Genomic DNA, 21,295 nt, shown 5'->3' with positions numbered 1-21,295 from the left:
CCCTGTAGGAGCATGCTCTGTGCCAACAAAAAAATGGCAGAAAACTGGGGATTTTTTCGATTTGGAAGTGAGCGGCGCGGCATTGATTGCCGTGCTTGGGCAGTTTTTGCCGGGCATCAAAAGCAAAAAGAGCGAAACTGCCTTCATGCAGTTCCGCTCAGTCTTGGTCGTGTGCTCTGTGGATATCTTGTGAAATTTCTAGCTTATTTCGCCGTTGTGCCACTGCTTGGCGAAGGCTTGGACATCCTTTGTGATGCTTTTAGCGATGTCTGAAATGGGTTGCCGGGCTTCCCGGCTCACAAATCTGGAAGACGGGTACCAGGGGAACCGGTCTGTGCCCAGCTGCATGGGGTGCCGGGCATCACCGTAGAAGATGACAGGCGTGCCGACAGCCGCGGCCATGTCGGACACGGAGGTACCTGCACTTACGACAAGGTCACATGCTTTTGTCAGCGCAGCGGCTTCGTCCAGGTCGTCCTTGAGGTCCAGGCCATCCATGACATGTAGCTTGAGGCCTGTTTTCTCTGTGAACTCTTCTATTTCAGCATCCGCATTGTCGTATTGGAGGTTGATGCACGTAATGCCGGGCGTTTTCATCAGCTCCGCCCAATCGTCCAGTTGGGTGTAGACGAGGTTACGGGTGGCGCTTTGGTGCATGCTGCGCCAGGAAAGTCCGATGCGGATACCTTCGCCACATGCTTCTACCCTTTCGCGCCAGTAGGCGATGCGTTTGGGATCTGGGACGAGGTATCCGTCTTCTGCCGGGAATGCATCCAGGGTTCGGCGGAAATGAACAGGCAGCTGTCCAGCGGGTATGTGCTTGTTGTAGTCGGGCGGTCCAACGAATGTGTGCTCCAGCTTTGGACGTTCGTCCCGCACTGTTGTCGTGGGAAATGACCGCTGGAAAAGCGTTACCAGACGTGGGTCCGTTTCGATAATCACGTGTTCCACGCGGTTGATCACATCCGGGAGGCAGGAGGCAAAGCGTATGTCATCGCCCACGCCCTGTTCTTTCCAAACAAGTACTCGGTCATCGGAACAGTCTTTGTTGTCCCAAAGGTCCACTGAGAAGTGACGCATCGGACGACGCAGACCAGCATTGAAACCATGGGCATAAAGATCCCAACCATTCTCGATATCGCCTCTTGCCAGCAAAAGATGGGAGAGGTTGGAGCCTGCCGTTGAGTATTCAGGATTGACTGTCAAAGCGCGCTGGTAGAGGTCGATCGCGCGGTCATAGTCACCAATTTTTTGCAGCATGACCCCGATGTTGAGATAGGTCTGCTCGACATTTGGGTTAATCCGGAGCGCTTCCATGCCCTCAGTCAGCGCCTTGTCATAGTCCTCGGTCTCGAAATACAGGCCAGCGAGATTGGACCAGCTTCGCGCTTCGTCTGGCATCAGGACTTTCATTTTCTCGTAATGCTCGATGGCTTTGTCGAACATCTCGAGGGACTGATACGTGAATGCGAGTTTCAGCAGAGCGGTGGAATTTTCGGGCTCCATCTCGTGCACGTACTCAAGTATCGGCAGAGCATCTTTGTTGCGCCGCATGTTCGACAGGATAATGCCCATCTTGAGTTTTGCCTCAATGTCATCCGGCTTCTCGTCGAGCATGGCGCGAACGAGGGGCAGCGCATCCCGGTTGCGATCAAGGTCAATTAGAAGACCCGCCGCCAGACTGCGTGATTGCCAGTCGTCAGGTTTGATCTCCAAAGCCTTTTCAAGCAGGGGGAGGGCGCTCAGCTTGTCGTCTTGCTGCACGCGCAAGATTGCCATATCCCGCAGGGCCTCATGAGGGACGCGGGCATTGCTGGCGAGAAACTCATACTCCTTTAGCGCGCCCTCGGTATCCTCAATATCCATCAGAAGGTTGGCGCGCGCCCGCCGCACATCGTCCAGTTCCGGTGACAGCTGGAGCAAGGTGCCCAGCGCTGAGGCGGCCTCTTTTTTCAAGTCGAGGTCTATCAGGATGTTGCAGCACAGAAGCCAGCAGTCTGGATCTGTTGGTGATAGGTGAACTGCTTTTCTGACGGACTCCAATGCTTCGGGGAGTTTGTTCAGTGATTTGAGCGCGCGGGCCAGATTGTAGTGCGCCGGCGCAAGATCAGGTGCCAGCTCTACGGCCTTTGCAATGAGGTCGGCAGCTTGGCTGAAATTGTCGCGTTGAAGATCAATCACCCCTAGTAGGTGTAGTGCTTCTGCATGATTGGGTGCTGTCTGAAGGACGCGCTTGTAGCCGCGTTTTGCGCGGTCCAGCTTGCCTTTTTGGTGGCTGTCGATGGCGCGATTGAACTCTTCAGCGACGACCTTGGCCGTTGTCTTTGGAAGGGATGCGGACATGGAGCAGCCTTTGACGAATCTGGACCTGGCAATAATACCAGCTTCCTAAGTCGCAGATCGTGGTTACCGGCGTCTTAATGACTGCTCCAGATCGGCAATGGTGGATGCGCTAGACTTGCTGATCCACTGTGAGGCCGAGTTCTTCGCGCAGGCCACGGATCAGCTTTTGCATCTGCTCCGTGGGAAATTCCATGACGGTTTCGCCAGTGACATTGCTGGTTCCACGCACGACTTCGCGCTTGATGGTCTCGTCATAGGTGATGTCGAGACTGACATTGACTGGCAAACGCTTTTCAAGCGTCTCAACTGCCTTGCGCAAGAGGGCAGGGTCTTGCTGCTGCGTGGTCTGGTTTTGTGATCCGTTTGTGCGTTCAACCGGTGGAACAGACTTTGCGCCGGCCGTAACCAGGCCGGACGGCGTGGCTGCACGCGGTGCTGTGATTGGATCAACTATGGGCCGGGGCCCAGAAATACTTTCCATGGCGGCACCCATTTCTTGGGTCGCGCCCCCCGGTTAGCAAACATCCCACTGCTTGCAGATCTGCACATGCAGACCTAGGCAAATTTTGCCTAAGGCGCGTGAAAGTGACGTTAAACGTCACCGCACACATTGATTCAAATTGAATGCACTTTGGCCGTAAAAACGGCGCTTTTACACGCGTTTGTCCAGCGCAATGGTTGCTGCTGCTGCCATGGGGCGAATTTTTGCGGTCGATTTGGGCACGTAGCCGATGGTCGGCGCGCGTGCTTCGCTCGCCGCGCGGGCGGCTGCCTTCACGATGCCTTCCGACACGGATTTGGCGGCACCCAGATAGCGTTCATTGTCCGCAAGCTTGCTTTCAAGCGATGTGATGGCGGTTTTGAGGTTGGCGCGCACCTTTTCAGGTGCAGCGTGAAGCCGGGACGGGTCCGCCTTCAAGGCGCGGACATGCCGGTCGTAGTCAACAGCCAGCTGTGTTTTTTCACCAGCCATGCCGGCAATGTCGGCCAGCTTGTTGTCCTGGGCGAGCGCATTTTCCTTGGTGATGATGGTGTCCAGGGCGGTTGCGAGCGACGCCATGTCCTCAAGAAAGGTAACCGGCGGCTGCCACTGCTTGGGAGCGGGGGGCTGCTGCATCTGGAAGTTGCTCATTGGATTGGACCTGTGATTTTCGAGATTTCTAGTTGGCGTATGCCGCTGCAGCAGCTTGTGGTGGCGGTGTAGGTTGCGGCAGCGGATTAAGGGCTGCTTCCTGCTGCGCGATCATGGAGCGGTAAACGGACTCTGCGATGCCGATGCCGCCGGACGCGCTGATGGAGCGACCCATTTCCTGAGACAGCTGAGAGCGCCACATCTTTTCAGCGTGGCCGCCACCAAATGGTTCCTCGGTTTCAAGACCGGCGAACATGGCTTCTGTCATCTGACCGATAAAGACCGCTTCGAATTCCTGCGCCGTTTCGCGCATGGCCTGTTCCTTGGACGCGGACATGGGCGTGGATGCCTTGGGGGCATGGGCCAGAGCCTTTGGCAGAACCTGACCGAACGGATTTGCAGCGACAGGCGCGGGGAGGGAGATATCCATTTAAAGAACCTCCAGCTCGGCCTGCAGGGCACCGGCAGCGCGGATGGTCTGCAGAATTGAGATCATGTCGCGAGGACCAACACCCAGAGAGTTGAGACCGTCCACGAGGCTTTCAAGGGTTACGCCTTCACGCAGGAGGCCCAGGCGGTTTTCTGCATCGTCATCCACCTGAATGTCCGTGCGGGGCACAACAACAGTGTCACCCTGTTCCGCAAAGGGGTTGGGCTGGCTGACCTGCGGTGTTTCGGTGACGCGGATTGTCAGGTTGCCCTGTGCAATGGCAACAGTAGAGACGCGCACATCCTTGCCCATGACAATGACGCCGGAGGCTTCATCAATCACGACCTTGGCAGGGCTGTCTGGTGCAACACGCAGCTGCTCGATTTCCGTCAGCATGCTGACGACGCTGCCCTTGCCCTTTTGTGGCACGGTAAGTGATACCGTTGAGGGGTCCGTCGCCTGGGCTGTGCTGCCACCAACAAATGTGTTGATGACGTTGGCCATGCGCTGGGCGGTGGTGAGATCCGGGTTGTGCAGGGAAAGACGCACCGTGCTCATGTCTTCGAGCGCAAAGGCAATTTCACGTTCGATGATGGCACCGTTGGGAATGCGTCCGGATGTGGCAACACCGCGCTTTACGCTGGCGCCATCGCCCTCAGCACTGAAGCCTGAAATGGCAACGGGGCCCTGTGCTACCGCGTAGACTTCGCCGTCGGCGCCCATGAGCGGTGTAACCAGAAGCGTGCCGCCCAGAAGGCTGGACGCGTCGCCCAAGGTTGAGACCGTAATGTCCATACGGCTGCCCTGGGAACCGAAGGCAGGCAGATTGCCGGTGACCATGACAGCGGCCACGTTGTTGGTGTTGAGCGTTGCATCGCGGGTGTTCACGCCCAGACGTTCCAGCATGGACTGCAGGCTTTGGCGGGTGAACGGGGCATTCCGCAGGCTGTCGCCGGAGCCATCAAGACCAACCACAAGGCCATAGCCGACCAGATGGTTGTCTCGGATGCCTTCAACGGAGGCGAGATCCTTGATGCGCGACGACGCCTGGGCTGCGACCGGCCACAGCAGGGAAGCTGCGATGGTGAGCGCCAGGAGAGTGCGTGCGCGTGAAAGTGATTTGCGTGCAAAGAACAACATTCGGGTCGGTGTTCCGTTCTCTTGGGTGCGATGTCAGGTTCAGGCTGGCGCACCGGTGGATATGCTTTGCGCTTGGTTTTGCGAAACCCGTGCCACGCGCCGTGTTTTCCAACTCATTGATTTTGCTGGACTATTTCGAGTACCGATTTTGGCAAACCCGGCATGGACTGCCGTTTGGCGCGGCAACCCGGCAGCTTCTGCCCAGCCGGTGAGACACCGTTAAGACGGCATTAAGCAGTTTGGCGCAGCGTGCACCCTGTAGAGACACGGGTGCGATTTGCGCGCCCAGTTTGGCAGGAGCCTTGGCCCATGAAGGTTGGCGGCGCGGGACGTGCGCAAGGACCAGCTACCGCAGGCCGCGCCGGGAAATCCCGGTCAGCGGGCGGCGAACGATTCCGTGTGGACGGAATGGGGCAGGCGGAAGCTGCACATGCAACAGGTTCTGTGGCGTCAGTCGCGCCGGTTGATGCGCTGATTGGTCTTCAGGAAGTGGACACTGCCACCGACGGAAGCCGGAAGGCGGTGGTCCGTGCGGAAGCCATGCTGGATATTCTCGACGACATCAAACTATCCCTCCTGGCGGGTGGTGTTTCCAAACAGAAGCTGGATCAGCTGCTGAAGCTGGTGGAGCAGCGACGTGATTCGAAGACGACCTTTCAGGACCCGCGCCTGGCCCATGTGCTTGACGAAATTGAGCTGCGCGCAAGAGTTGAACTGGCCAAGTATGAACAGCTTTTTGCGCAGTAACCTGCACATCTGAGACCGCAAGAGGCGAAATTATACAAATAATTCATGGACTAAGCCTATCGGGCGATGTTGTGCATCGTCGAACCCGCCGATATATTCCCGCGCCATCAAGCCACCTTCATCTGTACGGAGGTAGCTGGCGCCAGTGAAGGGAGAGACACCGGTGACCGCTGAGTTGACCAAGGATTACACGCCGTCTGACGACGAGCCCTTTATGAATGACCGGCAGAAGGAATACTTCCGCCGAAAGCTGATCGATTGGAAGGAAGATATCCTCCGCGAGACGCGAGAAACGATCACAAACCTTCAGGAAGATACGAGCCATCATCCAGACCTGACCGACCGAGCGTCGTCAGAGACGGAGCGGTCGCTTGAACTGCGGGCGCGTGACCGGCAGCGCAAGCTGGTGAACAAGATCAATGCCGCGATCAAGCGCATTGAAGAGGGCACCTACGGGTATTGCGAAGAGACCGGAGAGCCGATCGGGCTCAAGCGTCTGGAAGCACGTCCCATCGCGACGCTGTCCATCGAGGCGCAAGAAGCGCATGAGCGGCGCGAGAAAGTCTATCGCGACGAATAGGCTGCTTTGCAGGATCAAAAACAAGAACGGCGCATGAGCTTTTGCTCATGCGCCGTTTTGGTTTGCGCTGCCTCCTTCTTTTTCAAGAAGGTCCCGATGGCAGCGCTGCTGGAGAGGGCGGCCTGAATCGCCCGCTCCGTCAGCTCGTTAAGTGTGTGCCAGAGGAGGCCTCACTAGAACGGCATGATGATGTCGAACACCTGCTGGCCGTAGCGCGGCTGCTGCACATCCGTGATTTGACCGCGGCCGCCGTAAGAGATGCGGGCTTCAGCAATCTGGGTGTGGTTGATGGTGTTCTGGTTGGAAATGTCTTCCGGGCGAATGACGCCGGCGACCAGCAGTTCGCGGACTTCAAAGTTCACGCGGACTTCCTGCTTGCCCTGGATGACCATGTTTCCGTTGGGCAGGATCTGGGTGACGATGGCGGCAACAGTCAGGTTGACAGTTTCTTCGCGGTCAACTGACCCTGCGCCCCGGCTGGAACTCGTTGAGTCAGCGCCCACCAGATTGGCGTTGTCCACCTCGTCGGGGAACAAACGGTCCAGGTTGGCCGCGTAGCCGAACAGATTGTCGAGGCCTGCATCTTCAGAGTTTGCGCGAGAGCGTTCTGTTGTGTTTTCGATCTCGGCTTTGTCAGTGATTTCGATTGTGACCGTCAGGATGTCGCCAAGGGCGGAGGCGCGCTGGTCCTTGAAGAAGCCGCGTGCCCCTGCGCGCCAAAGTGAGTTGGGCTGGTAGGAAATGTTTTCTGCCTGCGGCATGGGCAGAGATACGGTCTGCGCCTCCGCGCGATGGGCTGGGTTCTCGATCGGCGTCAGGTCCGGCGCCTTGCCAATGTTCTTGAGGCGGTCTGCTGCGTTGCAGGCGGTGAGCGCCATTGCGAGGCTGCTGAGGGCTGCGATCCGCAGAACTGATTTTGATGTGGTCGTCATGGTCTTGGTCCTTCAGGCTGTAGGGAGTCAATGTCCGGTTCGGGTGCCGGAGCAATGGAGTGATGACGAGAGGTGCTTAGTTGATGGGGCGTCCGGCGACCTGCATGGGCTGGCCGCTTTCGATCACCACGCGACCAGGGCCGGTTACGCGAGCATGGACGGTGCGGTGAGAGCGGGTGTTGATGACCCGGACGATGCCACCCATGGGCGCATTCTCAAGGGCGCGGCCTGTGGCGGTCAGCACCATGCCGGGCATCTCATAGGTGATGGTGACACGCGCATCCTTGTTGACGGCAATGGGAAGGCGCATGTCCTTGGCACGTACCGGCTGGCCGACACGCAGTGCTGTGCGCGGTGTCATGCCCACCAGTTCTTCCATGCTCAATGCGGTGCCTGGCGCGATGCGGCTTACTTCCATGTCGACAAGGGTCAGCATGTCTTCACGCAAGACTTCGCCGCGGGCAATGCCGGTTGCAGCAACCGGGATTTCACGGGTCTGCTTTGCACGACCGGCGATCCGCTGAATGGATGCGCCACGGGTTGGTGTGGTGATGCGTGCTGAAAAGAGGCCAGAGCGTGCATCAAAGGACATGTCCTTGACGATCACTTCAGGCGCGTTGCCCTTGGCAACGAAAAGCGTGCGGGGGTCTGCGTCCAGGGTCACAGTGTAGGACACGTCAAACGGTGTGTTGGCGGCCTGTGCTGTAGCAATGGTGTTGGCGAGCGTATCAAGGACCATGTCAGCGGGCACGGGCGTGCCATCGCGATTGACGATGATGTGCGTGTAGCGCTCGTTGTTTGGCCACAGCATGCCAGCAGCGCGGGCAGCATTGGTGACGTGCACCGCATTGATGGCGGCACGCTCGCCTGGCGCCGGTGCGCGGGAGACAAGCGCTGAGGCCTGGTTGCCGGCATTGATGAACAGGTCGCCGAGGGTGACTGCGTCGCCTGACACAATGGCTTTGTCGCGCAGCACGGCTTCGGTGGGGGCGGCGGCCTCCGCGTGACCTGCAATGCCGGCGGTTGCCAGCACGGCGGTGGCGAGGATCGCGCGCAGTGAGAAAGTACGAAGAATACTCATGAGACTGTCCTGTTCCTGACCGGGCTAGCGGAGGTTGGATGCGACGGAGAGCATCTCGTCTGTGGAGGTGATGACCTTGGCGTTCATCTCGTAAGCACGCTGGGCGCTGATGAGGTTGGTGATTTCACCCACCGAGTCCACGTTCGATGTTTCAAGGTATCCCTGCAGCAATGTGCCGTAGCCAACAGAGCCCGGCGTTGCCGCAGCAGGGGCACCTGAGGCGGCAGTTTCGGTGAACAGGCTGCCACCGCGTGCTTCAAGACCGGCCTTGTTGAAGAAGCGAACCACTTCCAGCTGACCCAGAACCGTCGAGTTGGTCTGGCCATCGAGGAAGGCTTCAATCTGGCCCTGGCTGTTGATTGAGACGTCGCGCACGTCCTGCGGCACGGTGATGGATGGGGACAGTTCATAGCCGTCCGTTGTGACGATCTGGCCTGAGGCATTGAGCTGGAAGGCACCGGCGCGGGTATAGGCATCTTCGCCTGAGGGCAGGGTGACGCGGAAATAGCCTTCGCCCTGAATGGCAAGATCATAGGTGTTGTCGGTCGGCGTAAGGTTGCCCTGGGTCGAGATGCGGTAAACAGACCCGGCTTTGACGCCGACACCAAGCTGAATGCCTGTCGGCACCACGGTGCCTGCGTCTGATGAGGTGGACCCCACGCGGCGGAGGTTCTGATAGATCAAGTCCTGGAACTCCGCACGCTGGCGCTTGTAGCCGGTCGTGTTCATGTTCGCGATGTTGTTCGAGATCACTTCGACATTGAGCTGCTGAGCGAGCATGCCGGTGGCTGCGATACTGAGTGACTTCATCTCTTCGGTCTCCTCTTGCCGGACGGGTATCCGGGTTCAGGTCTTAAGGGCCTCAGGTTGGCCCTGTTCAAAATTCAGGTGCTAGCGCGGCTCCCGGCCGAGCTGGCGGATGGCGGACTGCTGGAGTTCGCCCATCTTGTTGATGGTCTTCTGGGTCGAGGTGTAGGCACGCATGACTTCGATCATCCGTGTCATTTCCACCACTGGCTTGACGTTCGAGCTTTCAATGAAGCCCTGCATCACGGTGGGGTTCTCGATTGCGACAGCGGCCTGATCGGTTTCCAGGTAGTTGTCGCCGGTCTTCTTCATGGCAGCGGGATTGTCCACATTGACGACGCCGATGCGGCCAATGGTGGTTTCGCCCGCAGCGATGGTGCCGTCGCGGCCGATTTCAATCACGCCGTCATCCGGGTTGATTGTGATGGGTGCACCTGCTGCAGACAGCACCGGGTCGCCCTGCTGGGTGACCAGCTGGTTGTTCTGATCGACACCAAAATGGCCGCTGCGTGTGTAGCGCTCGCCATCTGGCGTCTGGACAGCGAAGAAACCTTCACCGCTGATGGCAACGTCAAACGTATTGCCGGTGACTTCAATATCGCCTTCGGACAGATCGCGCTTTGTGCCGCTGTCGAGGACGAAGGAGAGTGCGCCTGCATTGTTGAGGCCTGAGCGATCATCGGCTTTGGCACCGGGCATCAGGAACTCAGAAAAGATAGGGGACTCTGCCTTGAAGGCCGATGTGTTCGCGTTGGCAACGTTGTTGGCAACGATGTCCATCGCGCGGCGCAGCGTCATCTGACGCGACAGTGCAATTGAAATTGCTTGTTCCATAACGGACCTCAGGCTGGTCAATGTCCACGCGGCTCTCGGGAAAAAGCTCTGTGGACGGATTTATGTGTCGTCGATGTGGCGGCTTCGGGTCGCTACCACGGACCTAGCTGTGCATTGGCCGTGCCAAACTGAAATATGAATCAAATCAATAGTTTAGCGATGTAGTGCCGGTTGGCAGGGGCGGCAAAAGGCTGCCGATTGCCGGGCACCCGGCACTTTTTGCCGGTTTTTTGCCTCGGTGGGCGGTTTGTAAAACGCTTCGTTAACCGCCGACCCTCACACTGCGAGCATCGAAGTTGGGGGACGGGCTTAAATTCAGCGTCTCACTCCAACTGGTGCCACCGGCAGAACGCGCGGCGGCGGACATATCAAACGCAAACCCCCAAGGACGGGTGGGATGCACCGGGATAGTTCGCGGAGCTTGGTCTTAAAGACGCTCCATCACGCGCAGGGTTTGCAACATGAGTGACGCCACGGCATCAGCCGACGACATTGCTGACATTGATGATGAAGAAGGCGAGGCAGCGTCCGGCAAGATGTCGGGCAAAAAGCTTGTCCTCTTTATTGCTTTGCCATTGCTGCTGATTATTGGTGGCCTCGGCGGCGCCTTTATGATGGGCGTCTTTGGCGGTGGCGAAGAAGAGCATGTTGAAGTCGGCGTAGACGGCAAGAAGGTCGTCGACCCTTCCCAGATTGTTTTTTACGAGCTTCCAGAACTCATCATCAATCTTCAGACAGACGATCCGCGCGGGTCTTTTGTGAAGTTCAAGGTGACCCTTGAGCTGCATGACGCTGCTGCCCTGCCGAAGATTGAACCGCTGATGCCGCGCATCATCGACAATTTCCAGATTTATCTGCGTGAACTGCGTGCGTCCGACCTTGAAGGGTCAGCCGGGCTGTTTCGCCTCAAGGAGGAAATCCTCCGTCGCATCAACATGGATGTTCGCCCTTATGAAGTGGCGGACGTGCTGTTCACCGAAATGATTATCCAGTAGCCGCAGCGATATCGCGCGGACAAGACAGGCATACACAATGGCTATGGAAGACGAGACAGACCAGGACGACATGGCAGCCGCCTGGGCCGCTGAAGCAGAAGCTGACCCTTCCGACGACGGTGAGGATGGTGATGCAGATGCGATGGCAGCCGAGTGGGAAGCCAGCCTTTCTGATGATGAGGAAGAAGAAGCCACGCCTGGTGTTTCAGGTGCTGGTGAACGCGTTCTCAATCAGGATGAAATCGATAGTCTGCTTGGCTTTGAGCTTGATGAAGAAGGTGGTGGAGACCGCACAGGTATCCGCGCGATCATCAACTCCGCGCTGGTGTCCTACGAACGCCTGCCGATGCTTGAAATCGTCTTTGACCGTCTCGTTCGGTTGATGACGACAAGCCTGCGTAACTTTACGTCTGACAATGTGGAAGTCAGCCTGGACAACATCACGTCGATCCGGTTTGGCGACTATCTCAACTCCATTCCACTGCCTGCCATCCTTGCGGTGTTCCGGGCGCGTGAATGGGACAATTTTGGTCTGTTTACGGTCGACTCAAATCTCATCTACTCAATTGTGGATGTGTTGCTGGGTGGACGTCGTGGCACAGCGGCCATGCGCATTGAAGGCCGGCCCTACACAACGATTGAGCTCAATCTCGTCCAGCGCATGGTTGAAGTCGTGCTGCAGGATGCGTGCGCGGCTTTTGAACCCCTGTCGCCGGTTCAATTCGAGCTGGACCGTCTTGAAACCAATCCCCGTTTTGCAGCGATTGCCCGTCCGGCCAATGCGGCCATTCTGGTGAAGCTGCGTATCGACATGGAAGACCGTGGCGGGCGCATTGAGTTGATGCTGCCTTACGCCACCCTCGAGCCCATTCGTGAGCTGCTTCTGCAGATGTTCATGGGTGAAAAATTCGGCCGTGACTCAATCTGGGAAAGCCATCTGGCAACCGAGCTGTGGTCCACGGAAGTCGAACTTGATGCCCTGCTGGACGAACAGGTGATGTCGCTTCGCGACGTCATGAATTTCGAAGTCGGGCAGACGCTGATGCTTAATTGCACAGGCGAAAGCCCGGTACATTTGCGCTCGGGCGGTATTCCCATCACCACAGGCAGCATGGGCCGTGTCGGCAACCATGTGGGCGTGCTGGTGGACAAGGCTCTGAAACACACGACACATCGCGCTGCCGCTCTTGGGTTGCGAGGGGAGGCGAGCGAATGAGTTCTTTTCTGGTTGGACTGTTGATTGAACTGGTTGTCGGCGGATTGCTGGTTGCGACGATCGCGTATTGCTTCTTGCTGGACCGCCGCCTGCGCGCCTTGCGCGACGGGGAAGGCGACCTCAAGCAGGTTGTGGTTGCGCTTGATCGCGCGACGACACGGGCGCAGAGCGCCATTACGGATTTGCGCGTGAGCTGTGACGGGCTGACAAGAGATATGCAGCGTGACCTCAAAAAGGCACGTGGCCTGGCCGACGAACTGGCCTTGATGGTGGAAGCTGGTGACCACATTGCGGATCGTCTTGGGGCGCTCTCAGGCACCGGCGGTCCAAAGGCTGACGAGGCGGGTGATGCGCCCAAGGCCACATCACGCAACGTTTCAAACGACACATACGCAGAACCGCCGGTTCAGGATGACCCGCTGGCTGAAACAGGGCTGGCTGCAGCGCTGCGTCAGGTTCGCTAGAGACATTTGGTATCAAGAAAGAGTTCAAGGATATGAGCACTCAGTCTGCTGACCGTATGCGCCTTCTCCCCGCCGTCATGATTGGCGCGGCATTGCTGTTGACCCTCAAGGTGACAGCGCTGGTGACAGGATCATCGCCACTTGTGCCTGCCGTGGAAGCGGCGTCCTCAGAACCTGAAGAAGAAACCACCGAAGCTGTTGAGGAAGCAGCGGCGGAAGAAGATGAGAATGCACGTCCGGCGGTAAATCTCGCTGCGCGCCCGGGGCCTGTGAGCCGCCAGAGCGATGACGTGCTTGAAGCATTGGCTCAGCGCCGTAAGGCACTTGATGCACGGCAGAACGAAGTTGCTATGCGCGAAAAGCTGCTGGCGGCTGCAGAAGCGCGGATCGACGACAAGATTGTTGAGCTCAAGGAGCTCAAGGCCAAGATCGATGAAGTCTTCAAGACTGAAGAGTCCAAGGGCGATGCCAAGTTCAAGAGCCTTGTGAAGGTCTATGAGAACATGAAGCCCAAGGACGCGGCAGCTGTGTTTGAACAGCTGGACATGACGGTTCTGCTGGAGCTTCTGGACCGCATGAATGAACGCAAATTGGCAGCTGTTCTGGCCGCCATGGACCCTGCCCGGGCCCAGGCTGTGACTGTGGCACTGGCGACGGAAAACGAAGATCGCCTGTCTGCCGTGCCAATCCCTGCTGCGCCAGCCCCTCTGGGACTTGAAGAACTAGAGCCCATCCTCCCAGGAAATGCCGGGTAAGTGGCTGATTTTGGCCGCAGAACCCCTCTCGGTCGATAATCCTTAACGGCTGTTTAACTGCTTCAGAGCTAGATTTTGTCCTCATGAGAGGGACAGCAGACGCGCGTGCGATTCGCGGGTGATTTGTTGGTCCTTTGCCGGGTTGCTCCGGCATGTGGTGGGCAGGAGGCTCTCCGGTGACGACAGGTGCGCAGGCACATATTGAGGGAACATCGCATTCCGCCGCGGCACGTCCGCAGGCGGCGACGTTGTATCTCGCGCTGTTTCTGGCGCTTCTGGCCTTTTTCCTGTTCCTGACCTCCATTTCAACATTTGATCCCGCACGGGCTGTCTCGGTTATTGATTCAGTCGAAGCGCAGTTTGCCAGGGCCGTAGAGGCTCAGGCCGGACCGGAGCGGGTAACACCCCATTTCGCGGGACCCGCCGGTCAGCACATTGTCGCGGATGCTGCTTTCACCAGCCGCGTTGCCACAGCCTTTGAGGACCTTGCAGGCCGCCGCGAAGATTTGGCGGTGACCGATGGCGTTGCCTGGCACGGGGTGCGTCTTGATGCATCCGCACTTTTTGTTCGCGATACAGCGGCGCTGAGTGCCACAGGACGTCAGGCGCTTGAAGCTGCGGCCTCGGCCATGGCGGTTCAGGACGCGGGCGCTGGCTCTGCCAATCGTCGTGTGGACATTGCCGTGGGCGGTGAGAGTGCCGTGGCCCTTCGCCGGGCTGTGGCGCTGGCGTCTATTTTTACCGGGGTCAATGGCCCTGAAGCTGTCAGCCTGCGAACAATTGATGCGACCAACACCGCCGAGATGGTTTTTTACGCGGTTGCTGGCGACACAGTGCGGGGAGGGCGGTCATGAGTGATCTGGCTCTTGCTGCCGATGCCCCAATTGAAATGGACGGTGCGCCCGTTACGGACGCGCCTGCTCCTGTCACATCCCTGCCGCGGCGGCGGACAGTACTGCCATTTGCAGCGGTGCGGTTTGATGGCGCGCCGCGGTGGCTGGTGATCTTTGCAGATCTCGTGGCGCTGTTGATTGCGTTCTTTGTTTTGATCCTGTCCATGTCAGCGTTTGAGCCAGATGCCATTGCGCGGCTGAATGGCGAGCCGGCCGGTGCTGCTGGTGCCATGTCAGACCCGGCTGCAGAACGCGGCACAGGTGTTGCGCTCGCGACGACTGTGTCAGCTGAAGCGGGCGCAGGAGCCCGGTATCTGGGCAGTGTGCTGATGCAGCAGGTAAGCGCGGTTGCCGGGTCACAACAGGGGCGCATGGATGCGCGCGCTGGTGGCGTGGTGCTGGTTGTGCCCGCTGCGTTGATTGCAGGGGCTCGCGAGGGCTCAGATATTTACACGACGTTGCAACGTATCTCCGCAGCCGCCCCCGGGCGCGTGACTGTCTTTGCTGCGTCGGCGCTTGGTGACAGCCGCAGTCTTATGGAATCTGTGTCTGCCCTGCGCCTTGCGCCAACGGGTGTTGAGACAGGGTTTGCAGGTTGGCTTGCGCCAGGCGAAGTCGCCATTTCCATTCGTGATCCGCGCACGTCCTCGCAAGTTGGAGGCGCATCATGACCGTTACACGCATTGTGATGGCCGGACTTCTTGCAGCGGCTCTTTCCGTGATGTCCATTCTGGCGGCATTGCCCGCCCATGCAGCGGACGCTGTGTCGGTGAAGGCGGAAGAGCTTCAGGGCTTTGCGCGGTTGCGGTTCCAGTGGCCGGATGCGGTCACGGTGGACGCACAGGAATCTAACGGTGTTGTTGTTCTGAAGTTCGGGCGTGCCTTTGATGCGGCCCTGAACGATCTGCCGATCCAGCTTCCAAATTATGTTGCGCTTGCCCGACAGGATGCGGATGGATCAACGCTGCGTCTGGCGCTCAAGTTCCCGTTCAGGGTTGAAGCGCTGACAGCGGCCAATGAGGTTTACGTCAATCTCATTCCGGAAAACTCGCAACGCGCATTTCCCGGGCTTCCGCCTGAAGTGCTGCAGCGTGAACAGGCGGCTCGGGCTGCTGCTGAAAAAGCTGCTGCCGCCAAAAAGGCACTTGCCCTTGTCGAGCTGCCGGATGTGCCGGTGCGCGTCGGGGTGCATAACTCTTACAGCCGGATCGTCTTCGATTGGCCCGATGATATTGACTACAAGGTCTCGCGCGATGGTTCGCGGCTGGATCTTGAGTTCAGCGCGCCGGGTCATTTGAAAATCGGACGTCTGCGTGTAGACCCGCCGCCCTTCGTGACGGATGCGGAAACGGATACAGATTCCACCAACGCGAAGCTGCGCCTGACGATTTCGCCGGAAGCCGAATTCCGCATGTTCCGCGAGCCGACCGGCATTGTGCTTGATCTTACGGCAGCCTCAGAAGACGCGGGCGCCCTCGCTGCGCTTGAGCTCAATCAGGACCAGTTTGCAGGCGTGCTGCCAAGCGACGCCGCAGATGCCGGCAGCCGCAATGCTGCAACACCGGTTCCTGTCGAGCCCGCACCATCTGCCAATACGCCTGCAAATGAAGAAGCCTCCAAAGAGGCTGTGACGATGATTGACCCGCGTCGTATCGGGCGGCCTGATACGGCGCGCATTGTCAAAGACAGTGGGTATGCGGAAGGGCAGGCGAGTGATGCGAGCAATCCATCCAGCTCCGCCGCAACGGCTGATGCCGCGCAGGGTGCTGCCGAAGACGTGGCGCTAAATGGCACGACAGACAAGGTCAATGTTGCGACGCCTGATACAGGCGGTGACACTCTTTCCGTTGAAACTCCGCGTATCGTGAAGCCAAACGGCGAGAACATTGCTGACTCATCAAACCCTGCTGCCGAGCCAACCGACGTGGCGTCTACAGACGTTGCGGTGGCGGAAGAGGCTGTTTCCACTGTGCCAAGTGAGCCGGCCGGGAGCGTGAAGGTCCGTCGCCGCGGTGACACGGTGACATTTTCATTCGCAGGTCTTGTTGATGCGCCTGCGGCTATTTTCGAGCGTGCTGGCCATGTGTGGGCGCTGTTTGAAACCGATGTTGCCATCGATAAGCCGGTTCTGACCGAAGAGCATGTGCGGTTTGTCGATGCTGCCGAAATTGTTGAAGCTGATGGCCTGCATGGCGTGCGCCTGCGGCTTGCAAGCGATGCGCTGGTGACGGCGCAGCTTGAAGGTGAGACGTGGTCGGTCGCCATCGGCGAGACCGTGCTGCGCCCGCCTGGACCTCTGGCCATTCGTCGTGGCGTGCAAGCTGACGGCGGCGGCAAGCTGTTCGCCATTGCTCCGGATGCGGCTGCGACGCGACGCATTACCGATCCGCAGGTAGGCGATACCCTGGCGATTGTTCCCTTGCCTGGTCCGGTTCGCGGCGTGGTATCCCCACGCGAAACGGTTGATCTTGAGGTTCTAGCGTCTGCACATGGTCTGATCTTCCGCCCGATTGCAGATGATGTTGTGATTTCACTCAACAATCAGGGGCAGGTGGCTGCGTCTCGCCGTGCTGGCCTTGTACTGACAGCCAATCCGCGCCGCCCGGCTGCTGCTGAACTGAGCAGGCAGAACAATATCTTTGCGCCGGGCGTGGTTGGCTTCAGGCTCGCCAGCGGTGACCCCGATGATTATCTCCCCGGCCTTGCCGCCCTTAACTCGGCTGTTGCCAATGCAACGACGCCGGATGAGCGCAAGGATGCGCGACTGGCCTTGGTGCGGTTCTATCTTGGATATGAATACGGCACTGAAGCGCTCGGCTTGATGCGTCTGATGGCGGAAGCCCGCAAAGATCAGACGTCTGACCCTGAGTTCATCATGCTGCGCGGTATCGCTAGCTATATGATCGGCCGGTATGACGATGCGATGGCGGACCTGTCTTCAGCCGCACTCAAATATGATCCCAATGCTGCCGTCTGGCGCACCCTCGCCAATGTTCGCCTTGGTCAGTTTGCGGATGCACGGTCTGACGTAACACGGGCCCGGACAGTCATTTCAGACTATGCGCCCAGTGTTCAGGCGCGCTTCCATCTGGCGGCGGCGAGTGTTTCGCTTGGGGTAAATGACATTGCCAATGTGGAAAGTGATCTGCGCAAGGTGCCGGATGATGGTCTGGATCATGCCCTGTTTGCAGAACGGACCCTTCTGGCGGGCCAGTTGGCGCAGGCCAATGGCAATCCGGAAGAGGCGTTGTCCCGCTTCGCGCAGGCTGTGGCATTGGACTATCGGCCAATCGCAGCACGCGCCACGCTGCTGCAAGCAGGTTTGTTGCGCGCGCTTGATGCAAATGGTGAGGTTGTCACGGTTGCTGCTGTGGAGCCTGCTGAAGGATCTGAAGATCAAGAAGCTGCGGAAGGTGAAGCGGAAGCCGCCGCCGTGGTTGCAAGTCTGGATGAAGCAATCAACACACTGGACCGTCTGCGCTTCACATGGCGTGGTGGTGACGTTGAGCTGGATGCGGTTGCAGAACTTGCCAAGATTTATGAGCAGCAAGGTGACTATCGCAGCGCACTGAGTGTGATGCGTACTGTTGCGACGCAGTTCCCCAGTGCTGAAAAGGGCCGCGAGATTGCCGACCAGATGGTCGCGATGTTCCGCCGCTTGTTCCTTGATGGAGAAGTGGACAGCCTCAAGCCGCTTGAAGCGCTGAGCCTGTTCTATGACTTCCGTGAACTGACGCCGGTTGGCCGCGACGGTGACCGGATGATCCGTGAACTTGCTGACCGACTGGTTGCTGTTGATCTGCTCGATCAGGCCGCTGAAATGCTTGAGCATCAGGTTACGCACCGCCTTCGTGGTGTGGCACGCGCTCAGGTGGCAGGCCGGTTGGCTGCGGTGCATCTGTTGAACAGTGAACCCGGTGAAGCGCTGTCAGCTCTGCGCAAGACGCGTCAGGCCCAGTTGCCGCAGCAGGTTGCGGACGAACGGTTGTTGTTTGAAGCCAAGGCGCTCAGTGCGCTGGGACGTCACGATCATGCGCTTGAGCTGCTTGCAGACAATCGCTCGGACCCTGCTCGGGCGCTTACGGCTGACGTTTACTGGGAAGCGGGCATGTATGCTGAGTCCGGCCGTGCCCTTGAGGACCTTCTGGGTCTTGCCTGGACGCGAGATGTGCCGCTGACAAGTGACGAACAGTTCGATGTTCTGCGGTCTGCCATCTCCTATGTGCTGGCGCGTGAAAGCGACGGCGTGGAGCGCATTCGTCAGAAGTATTCTGAGAAGATGGCGCAAGGCCCGCAGGCGGCGGCCTTCTCCATTGTCGCCAGTTCATCAGATGGACGCGGCATTGCCTTCCGCGACCTGGCCCGTGAGATTGCCCAGGTCGATACGCTGGACCGCTTCATGAACGGCTATCGCGGTCGCTATGAAGCCGGACAGGCCGGTGAAGGCGTGATCAACTAGGCGGCACTCTGGTCCGCTGCTCGCGAGGCCAGCCTCGATACAATCATCTGAAGATCTGCGCTTGCCTTCGCCTTCGAGGCCGCGAAGCGCTCGTCGCCGAATTCCTGGTACTCGATTCCGATGTGATGGATGTCGTCGACACCCAGATATTTCGACACTGTTTGCAGATGTGTTGTCAGGTGGTTGGCGTGTTCATTGGCTTCGCCGCGACCGAAGCCGAACTCACCCCAGGACGTGAGTGAGACGAGCGTCTTGCCGCTCAGGATCGGCCGCAGCGGTTGATCGCCGCGCGCAAGGTCGAACGTGAACGTCCTGTTGATCCGGACAACCTGATCGACCCACGCCTTGAGGTGTGCAGGCATGCCGTAATTGTACATCGGCGAGGCGATGACGATGATGTCAGCCCTCTCGACCTCCTCGATCAACTCGTCGGACTCTGCGACCAGCGCCTGTTGGTCCGGGGTCAGATCCGCCGGGTCAGCGAAGACCGCTGCGATCCAGTCTTCTGTGATGAATGATGGCGGGTTGGTCCCGACATCGCGCTCAATGATGCGGACGGTGGGGTCAGCCTCCAGCCAATGGTTGATGAAGGATGTGCTCAGGGAGCGTGTGAGGGAGCGGGCCTTTCGGGCGCTGGCGTCCAGTCGGAGGATTGTGGTCATGGGGTTCGCCTCGGTGCTAGATGCGCATCTTAAGATGAGGGATTTTGGTGGTAATGGCCTCGCTGAGTGAAAGATTGGGAATAATTGTGGGCATGACAACAGAAAGGGCCTCATCTATAAAACTAAATGGCTCATCCATGAGATTGACTGATGCGTTTTCCTTCTGCCTTAGCTCTCCGGGTTTTCGATGCCGCCGCCCGGCTGGGCAGCTTCAAGGCCGCGGCTGGGGAACTGGGCGTCTCGCCGACAGCGGTGTCCCATCAGATACGGTCGCTTGAAGAGCAGTTATCGGTCGCGCTGTTCGTCCGCAGGACGCGCAGGGTGGAGTTGACGGAGGCGGGCACAAGGCTGGCGGCAGCCACGTCGGTGGCCTTCCAGCAGATCACGGATGCGCTTGAGGATCTGACGCAGTCAGAGCGTATGCTGACGATTTCGACGGTGCCGGCATTCGCGGCGCTGTGGCTCGCCCCAAGACTGAGTGCATTCGAGGCGCGGCATCCGGACATCAGCGTGCGCGTGGAAACGTCGACGGACATCGTCGATCTCAACCGCGATCGTCGTATCGATCTGGCCATTCGCTATGGCGACGGCGACTACACTGGCGTTGAGACGATACCGCTCGCAACAGAGACGCTGGGGGCGTTCGGGGCGCCGGAATATGTCCGCGGCCTGACGCGGTTGTCAGATGCGGCGCTGATCAACACCCGCTGGGTGTCACCGACATTGCCCGCCATTACCTGGGATGACTGGGCAGAGGCTGCGTCCGAGACGGGGCCTGAAACCGGTCCGCGCCATTTCGATCAAGAGCAAGAGGTCATGCAGGCGGGGCTGGCGGGGCAGGGGCTGATCCTGATGAGCTCGCTACTGGTCGGGGACATGGTGCGCCGCGGCTGGCTGATGGCCTACAGGCCTGACATCGTGCTCCCGGGGCTCACTTATTCAGCTGTTGCGACCGAGGCCCATGCGGGCGTCGGGAAAGTGCGACGGTTTATGTCCTGGTTACAGGAAGAGGCATCGACCGGCGCACAGGGCTGACCGGGAACACCGGACAAGCGTTTGGGCGTCGCGGAGATTGGGTCAGGTGCCGAAACTCTGCACCAGCGAGCCTGCAACCAGCCGCCAGCCATCTACCAATACGAAGAAGATGAGCTTGAAGGGCAGGGAGATCATGATGGGTGGCAGCATCATCATGCCCATGGACATGAGGACTGAGGCGACCACAAGGTCAATCACGATAAACGGGATGAAGAGCAGGAAGCCGATTTCAAAGGCGCGCCGCAGCTCTGAGATCATGAAGGCCGGGATCAGCACATGAATGGGCGTCGCCTGAGGGGTTTCAGGTACGGCTGTATCGGACAGATCGATAAAGAGTTGGAGGTCTTCTTCGCGCACCTGGCTCAGCATGAAATCGCGGAAAGGTCCCGAAGACAGGTCCCAGGCCTCTTCGGTGCTGATTTCATCCGCAAGGTAGGGCGCAACGCCGTCGCGGTAGCTGTCCTGCAGCACCGGCGCCATGACGAATGCCGTCAGGAAAAGGGCAAGGCTGATGAGAACCGAGTTCGGCGGCGCCTGTTGAACGCCCATCGCTGTACGCAGCAAGGAAAGCACAACGGCAATGCGCACGAAGCTCGTCACCATGATGAGAATGGACGGCGCAAGGCTCAGGACTGCAACGAGCAGCACCAGTTGCACGATGCGTGACGTCAGCGCGCCTTCTTCAGGCAGTGCGAGGCTGATTTCCTGCGCGTGGGCGGGCGCCATCAGGATTGCTGCTGCGGCAAGGCCTGCAACAAGGGCTGGTGCGACTTTCATGAAAGGAGACGTC

General features: G+C 58.8%; 22 protein-coding genes. 11 read left to right on the top strand and 11 right to left on the bottom strand.

Going from position 1 to position 21,295, the window contains the following annotated elements; all coding sequences use genetic code 11:
* Positions 1-19: 19 nt before the first annotated feature.
* Positions 20-193 carry a hypothetical protein gene (locus ABXH05_RS01120; RefSeq protein WP_353559402.1) on the top strand — a complete coding sequence of 58 codons (174 nt, stop codon included), beginning with the start codon at positions 20-22 and terminating at the stop codon, positions 191-193.
* Between the two features lie 5 nt (positions 194-198).
* Here ABXH05_RS01120 and ABXH05_RS01115 read toward each other — a convergent pair whose 3' ends face one another.
* The 5 genes from ABXH05_RS01115 to ABXH05_RS01095 form a co-directional block, all read right to left on the bottom strand.
* Positions 199-2,343 (bottom strand): tetratricopeptide repeat protein, encoded by a 2,145-nt coding sequence (locus ABXH05_RS01115; RefSeq protein WP_353559401.1) that lies wholly within the window; start codon positions 2,341-2,343, stop codon positions 199-201.
* Between the two features lie 109 nt (positions 2,344-2,452).
* Positions 2,453-2,824 (bottom strand): flagellar protein FlaG, encoded by a 372-nt coding sequence (locus ABXH05_RS01110; RefSeq protein ID WP_353559400.1) that lies wholly within the window; start codon positions 2,822-2,824, stop codon positions 2,453-2,455.
* A gap of 171 nt (positions 2,825-2,995) precedes the next feature.
* Positions 2,996-3,460 (bottom strand): hypothetical protein, encoded by a 465-nt coding sequence (locus ABXH05_RS01105; RefSeq protein ID WP_353559399.1) that lies wholly within the window; start codon positions 3,458-3,460, stop codon positions 2,996-2,998.
* A 43-nt stretch (positions 3,461-3,503) separates the two neighbouring features.
* Positions 3,504-3,905, bottom strand: coding sequence for a rod-binding protein (locus tag ABXH05_RS01100; protein ID WP_353559398.1), 402 nt, complete (start codon positions 3,903-3,905; stop codon positions 3,504-3,506).
* Positions 3,906-5,045, bottom strand: coding sequence for a flagellar basal body P-ring protein FlgI (locus ABXH05_RS01095; protein ID WP_353559397.1), 1,140 nt, complete (start codon positions 5,043-5,045; stop codon positions 3,906-3,908).
* A gap of 309 nt (positions 5,046-5,354) precedes the next feature.
* Here ABXH05_RS01095 and ABXH05_RS01090 point away from each other — a divergent pair, with 309 nt between their 5' ends.
* Together ABXH05_RS01090 and dksA are read left to right on the top strand one after the other, a co-directional pair.
* Entirely contained in the window at positions 5,355-5,792 is a 438-nt protein-coding gene (locus ABXH05_RS01090) for a flagellar assembly protein FliX (RefSeq protein ID WP_353559396.1), read from the top strand.
* A gap of 214 nt (positions 5,793-6,006) precedes the next feature.
* A complete protein-coding gene (gene dksA, locus ABXH05_RS01085) occupies positions 6,007-6,372 on the top strand; it encodes an RNA polymerase-binding protein DksA (RefSeq protein WP_171816003.1) in 366 nt (121 codons plus the stop codon).
* 173 nt (positions 6,373-6,545) lie between these two features.
* Here dksA and flgH read toward each other — a convergent pair whose 3' ends face one another.
* The 4 genes from flgH to flgF form a co-directional block, all read right to left on the bottom strand.
* Entirely contained in the window at positions 6,546-7,304 is a 759-nt protein-coding gene (gene flgH, locus ABXH05_RS01080; protein WP_353559395.1) for a flagellar basal body L-ring protein FlgH, read from the bottom strand.
* 76 nt (positions 7,305-7,380) lie between these two features.
* Positions 7,381-8,385 (bottom strand): flagellar basal body P-ring formation chaperone FlgA, encoded by a 1,005-nt coding sequence (gene flgA / locus ABXH05_RS01075; RefSeq protein WP_353559394.1) that lies wholly within the window; start codon positions 8,383-8,385, stop codon positions 7,381-7,383.
* Positions 8,386-8,409: 24 nt separating this feature from the next.
* Positions 8,410-9,195 carry a flagellar basal-body rod protein FlgG gene (gene flgG, locus ABXH05_RS01070; protein WP_353559393.1) on the bottom strand — a complete coding sequence of 262 codons (786 nt, stop codon included), beginning with the start codon at positions 9,193-9,195 and terminating at the stop codon, positions 8,410-8,412.
* An 81-nt stretch (positions 9,196-9,276) separates the two neighbouring features.
* Positions 9,277-10,026: a flagellar basal-body rod protein FlgF gene (gene flgF, locus ABXH05_RS01065; protein ID WP_353559392.1), complete on the bottom strand. Its 750-nt coding sequence runs from the start codon at positions 10,024-10,026 to the stop codon at positions 9,277-9,279.
* Between the two features lie 461 nt (positions 10,027-10,487).
* On the opposite strand from flgF, the gene ABXH05_RS01060 reads away from it, so the two are divergent.
* The 7 genes from ABXH05_RS01060 (at position 10,488) to ABXH05_RS01030 (ending at position 18,808) form a co-directional block, all read left to right on the top strand.
* Complete coding sequence (locus ABXH05_RS01060) at positions 10,488-11,021, top strand: flagellar basal body-associated FliL family protein (RefSeq protein WP_348141177.1); 534 nt, start codon at positions 10,488-10,490, stop codon at positions 11,019-11,021.
* Between the two features lie 37 nt (positions 11,022-11,058).
* On the top strand, positions 11,059-12,237 hold the full coding sequence (gene fliM, locus ABXH05_RS01055) for a flagellar motor switch protein FliM (protein WP_353559391.1): 1,179 nt from the start codon (positions 11,059-11,061) through the stop codon (positions 12,235-12,237).
* A complete protein-coding gene (locus ABXH05_RS01050) occupies positions 12,234-12,701 on the top strand; it encodes a DUF6468 domain-containing protein (RefSeq protein ID WP_353559390.1) in 468 nt (155 codons plus the stop codon). Before fliM ends, ABXH05_RS01050 begins: the two co-directional genes overlap by 4 nt.
* A gap of 32 nt (positions 12,702-12,733) precedes the next feature.
* Positions 12,734-13,456, top strand: coding sequence for a MotE family protein (locus ABXH05_RS01045; RefSeq protein ID WP_348141183.1), 723 nt, complete (start codon positions 12,734-12,736; stop codon positions 13,454-13,456).
* A gap of 176 nt (positions 13,457-13,632) precedes the next feature.
* Positions 13,633-14,310, top strand: a complete 678-nt coding sequence (locus ABXH05_RS01040) for a hypothetical protein (protein ID WP_353559389.1) — start codon at positions 13,633-13,635, stop codon at positions 14,308-14,310.
* On the top strand, positions 14,307-15,020 hold the full coding sequence (locus ABXH05_RS01035; RefSeq protein WP_353559388.1) for a flagellar motor protein MotB: 714 nt from the start codon (positions 14,307-14,309) through the stop codon (positions 15,018-15,020). Before ABXH05_RS01040 ends, ABXH05_RS01035 begins: the two co-directional genes overlap by 4 nt.
* Entirely contained in the window at positions 15,017-18,808 is a 3,792-nt protein-coding gene (locus tag ABXH05_RS01030; protein WP_353559387.1) for a tetratricopeptide repeat protein, read from the top strand. The genes ABXH05_RS01035 and ABXH05_RS01030 overlap by 4 nt, the downstream gene beginning before the upstream one ends.
* Here the strand turns inward: ABXH05_RS01030 and ABXH05_RS01025 are convergent.
* Positions 18,805-19,470 (bottom strand): FMN-dependent NADH-azoreductase, encoded by a 666-nt coding sequence (locus ABXH05_RS01025; protein WP_353559386.1) that lies wholly within the window; start codon positions 19,468-19,470, stop codon positions 18,805-18,807. The two genes, ABXH05_RS01030 and ABXH05_RS01025, sit on opposite strands and share 4 nt — an antisense overlap.
* Before the next feature lie 150 nt (positions 19,471-19,620).
* Here ABXH05_RS01025 and ABXH05_RS01020 point away from each other — a divergent pair, with 150 nt between their 5' ends.
* On the top strand, positions 19,621-20,505 hold the full coding sequence (locus tag ABXH05_RS01020; protein ID WP_353559385.1) for a LysR substrate-binding domain-containing protein: 885 nt from the start codon (positions 19,621-19,623) through the stop codon (positions 20,503-20,505).
* A gap of 42 nt (positions 20,506-20,547) precedes the next feature.
* On the opposite strand, the gene fliP is transcribed toward ABXH05_RS01020, so the two are convergent.
* Entirely contained in the window at positions 20,548-21,282 is a 735-nt protein-coding gene (gene fliP, locus ABXH05_RS01015) for a flagellar type III secretion system pore protein FliP (RefSeq protein WP_353560963.1), read from the bottom strand.
* Positions 21,283-21,295 lie beyond the last annotated feature (13 nt).

Source organism: Pyruvatibacter sp. HU-CL02332, assembly GCF_040362765.1.
Taxonomy (GTDB): domain Bacteria; phylum Pseudomonadota; class Alphaproteobacteria; order CGMCC-115125; family CGMCC-115125; genus Pyruvatibacter.
Note: the sequence above shows the minus strand (reverse complement) of the source record. Positions and strands in the feature narration are given on the sequence as shown.

Coding starts and splice junctions, on each gene's coding strand:
- ABXH05_RS01115 (WP_353559401.1), bottom strand. CDS start 2,343: ATGTCCGCATCCCTTCCAAAGACAACGGCCAAGGTCGTCGCTGAAGAG.
- ABXH05_RS01110 (WP_353559400.1), bottom strand. CDS start 2,824: ATGGAAAGTATTTCTGGGCCCCGGCCCATAGTTGATCCAATCACAGCA.
- ABXH05_RS01105 (WP_353559399.1), bottom strand. CDS start 3,460: ATGCAGCAGCCCCCCGCTCCCAAGCAGTGGCAGCCGCCGGTTACCTTT.
- ABXH05_RS01100 (WP_353559398.1), bottom strand. CDS start 3,905: ATGGATATCTCCCTCCCCGCGCCTGTCGCTGCAAATCCGTTCGGTCAG.
- ABXH05_RS01095 (WP_353559397.1), bottom strand. CDS start 5,045: ATGTTGTTCTTTGCACGCAAATCACTTTCACGCGCACGCACTCTCCTG.
- ABXH05_RS01090 (WP_353559396.1), top strand. CDS start 5,355: ATGAAGGTTGGCGGCGCGGGACGTGCGCAAGGACCAGCTACCGCAGGC.
- dksA (WP_171816003.1), top strand. CDS start 6,007: ATGAATGACCGGCAGAAGGAATACTTCCGCCGAAAGCTGATCGATTGG.
- flgH (WP_353559395.1), bottom strand. CDS start 7,304: ATGACGACCACATCAAAATCAGTTCTGCGGATCGCAGCCCTCAGCAGC.
- flgA (WP_353559394.1), bottom strand. CDS start 8,385: ATGAGTATTCTTCGTACTTTCTCACTGCGCGCGATCCTCGCCACCGCC.
- flgG (WP_353559393.1), bottom strand. CDS start 9,195: ATGAAGTCACTCAGTATCGCAGCCACCGGCATGCTCGCTCAGCAGCTC.
- flgF (WP_353559392.1), bottom strand. CDS start 10,026: ATGGAACAAGCAATTTCAATTGCACTGTCGCGTCAGATGACGCTGCGC.
- ABXH05_RS01060 (WP_348141177.1), top strand. CDS start 10,488: ATGAGTGACGCCACGGCATCAGCCGACGACATTGCTGACATTGATGAT.
- fliM (WP_353559391.1), top strand. CDS start 11,059: ATGGCTATGGAAGACGAGACAGACCAGGACGACATGGCAGCCGCCTGG.
- ABXH05_RS01050 (WP_353559390.1), top strand. CDS start 12,234: ATGAGTTCTTTTCTGGTTGGACTGTTGATTGAACTGGTTGTCGGCGGA.
- ABXH05_RS01045 (WP_348141183.1), top strand. CDS start 12,734: ATGAGCACTCAGTCTGCTGACCGTATGCGCCTTCTCCCCGCCGTCATG.
- ABXH05_RS01035 (WP_353559388.1), top strand. CDS start 14,307: ATGAGTGATCTGGCTCTTGCTGCCGATGCCCCAATTGAAATGGACGGT.
- ABXH05_RS01030 (WP_353559387.1), top strand. CDS start 15,017: ATGACCGTTACACGCATTGTGATGGCCGGACTTCTTGCAGCGGCTCTT.
- ABXH05_RS01025 (WP_353559386.1), bottom strand. CDS start 19,470: ATGACCACAATCCTCCGACTGGACGCCAGCGCCCGAAAGGCCCGCTCC.
- ABXH05_RS01020 (WP_353559385.1), top strand. CDS start 19,621: ATGCGTTTTCCTTCTGCCTTAGCTCTCCGGGTTTTCGATGCCGCCGCC.
- fliP (WP_353560963.1), bottom strand. CDS start 21,282: ATGAAAGTCGCACCAGCCCTTGTTGCAGGCCTTGCCGCAGCAGCAATC.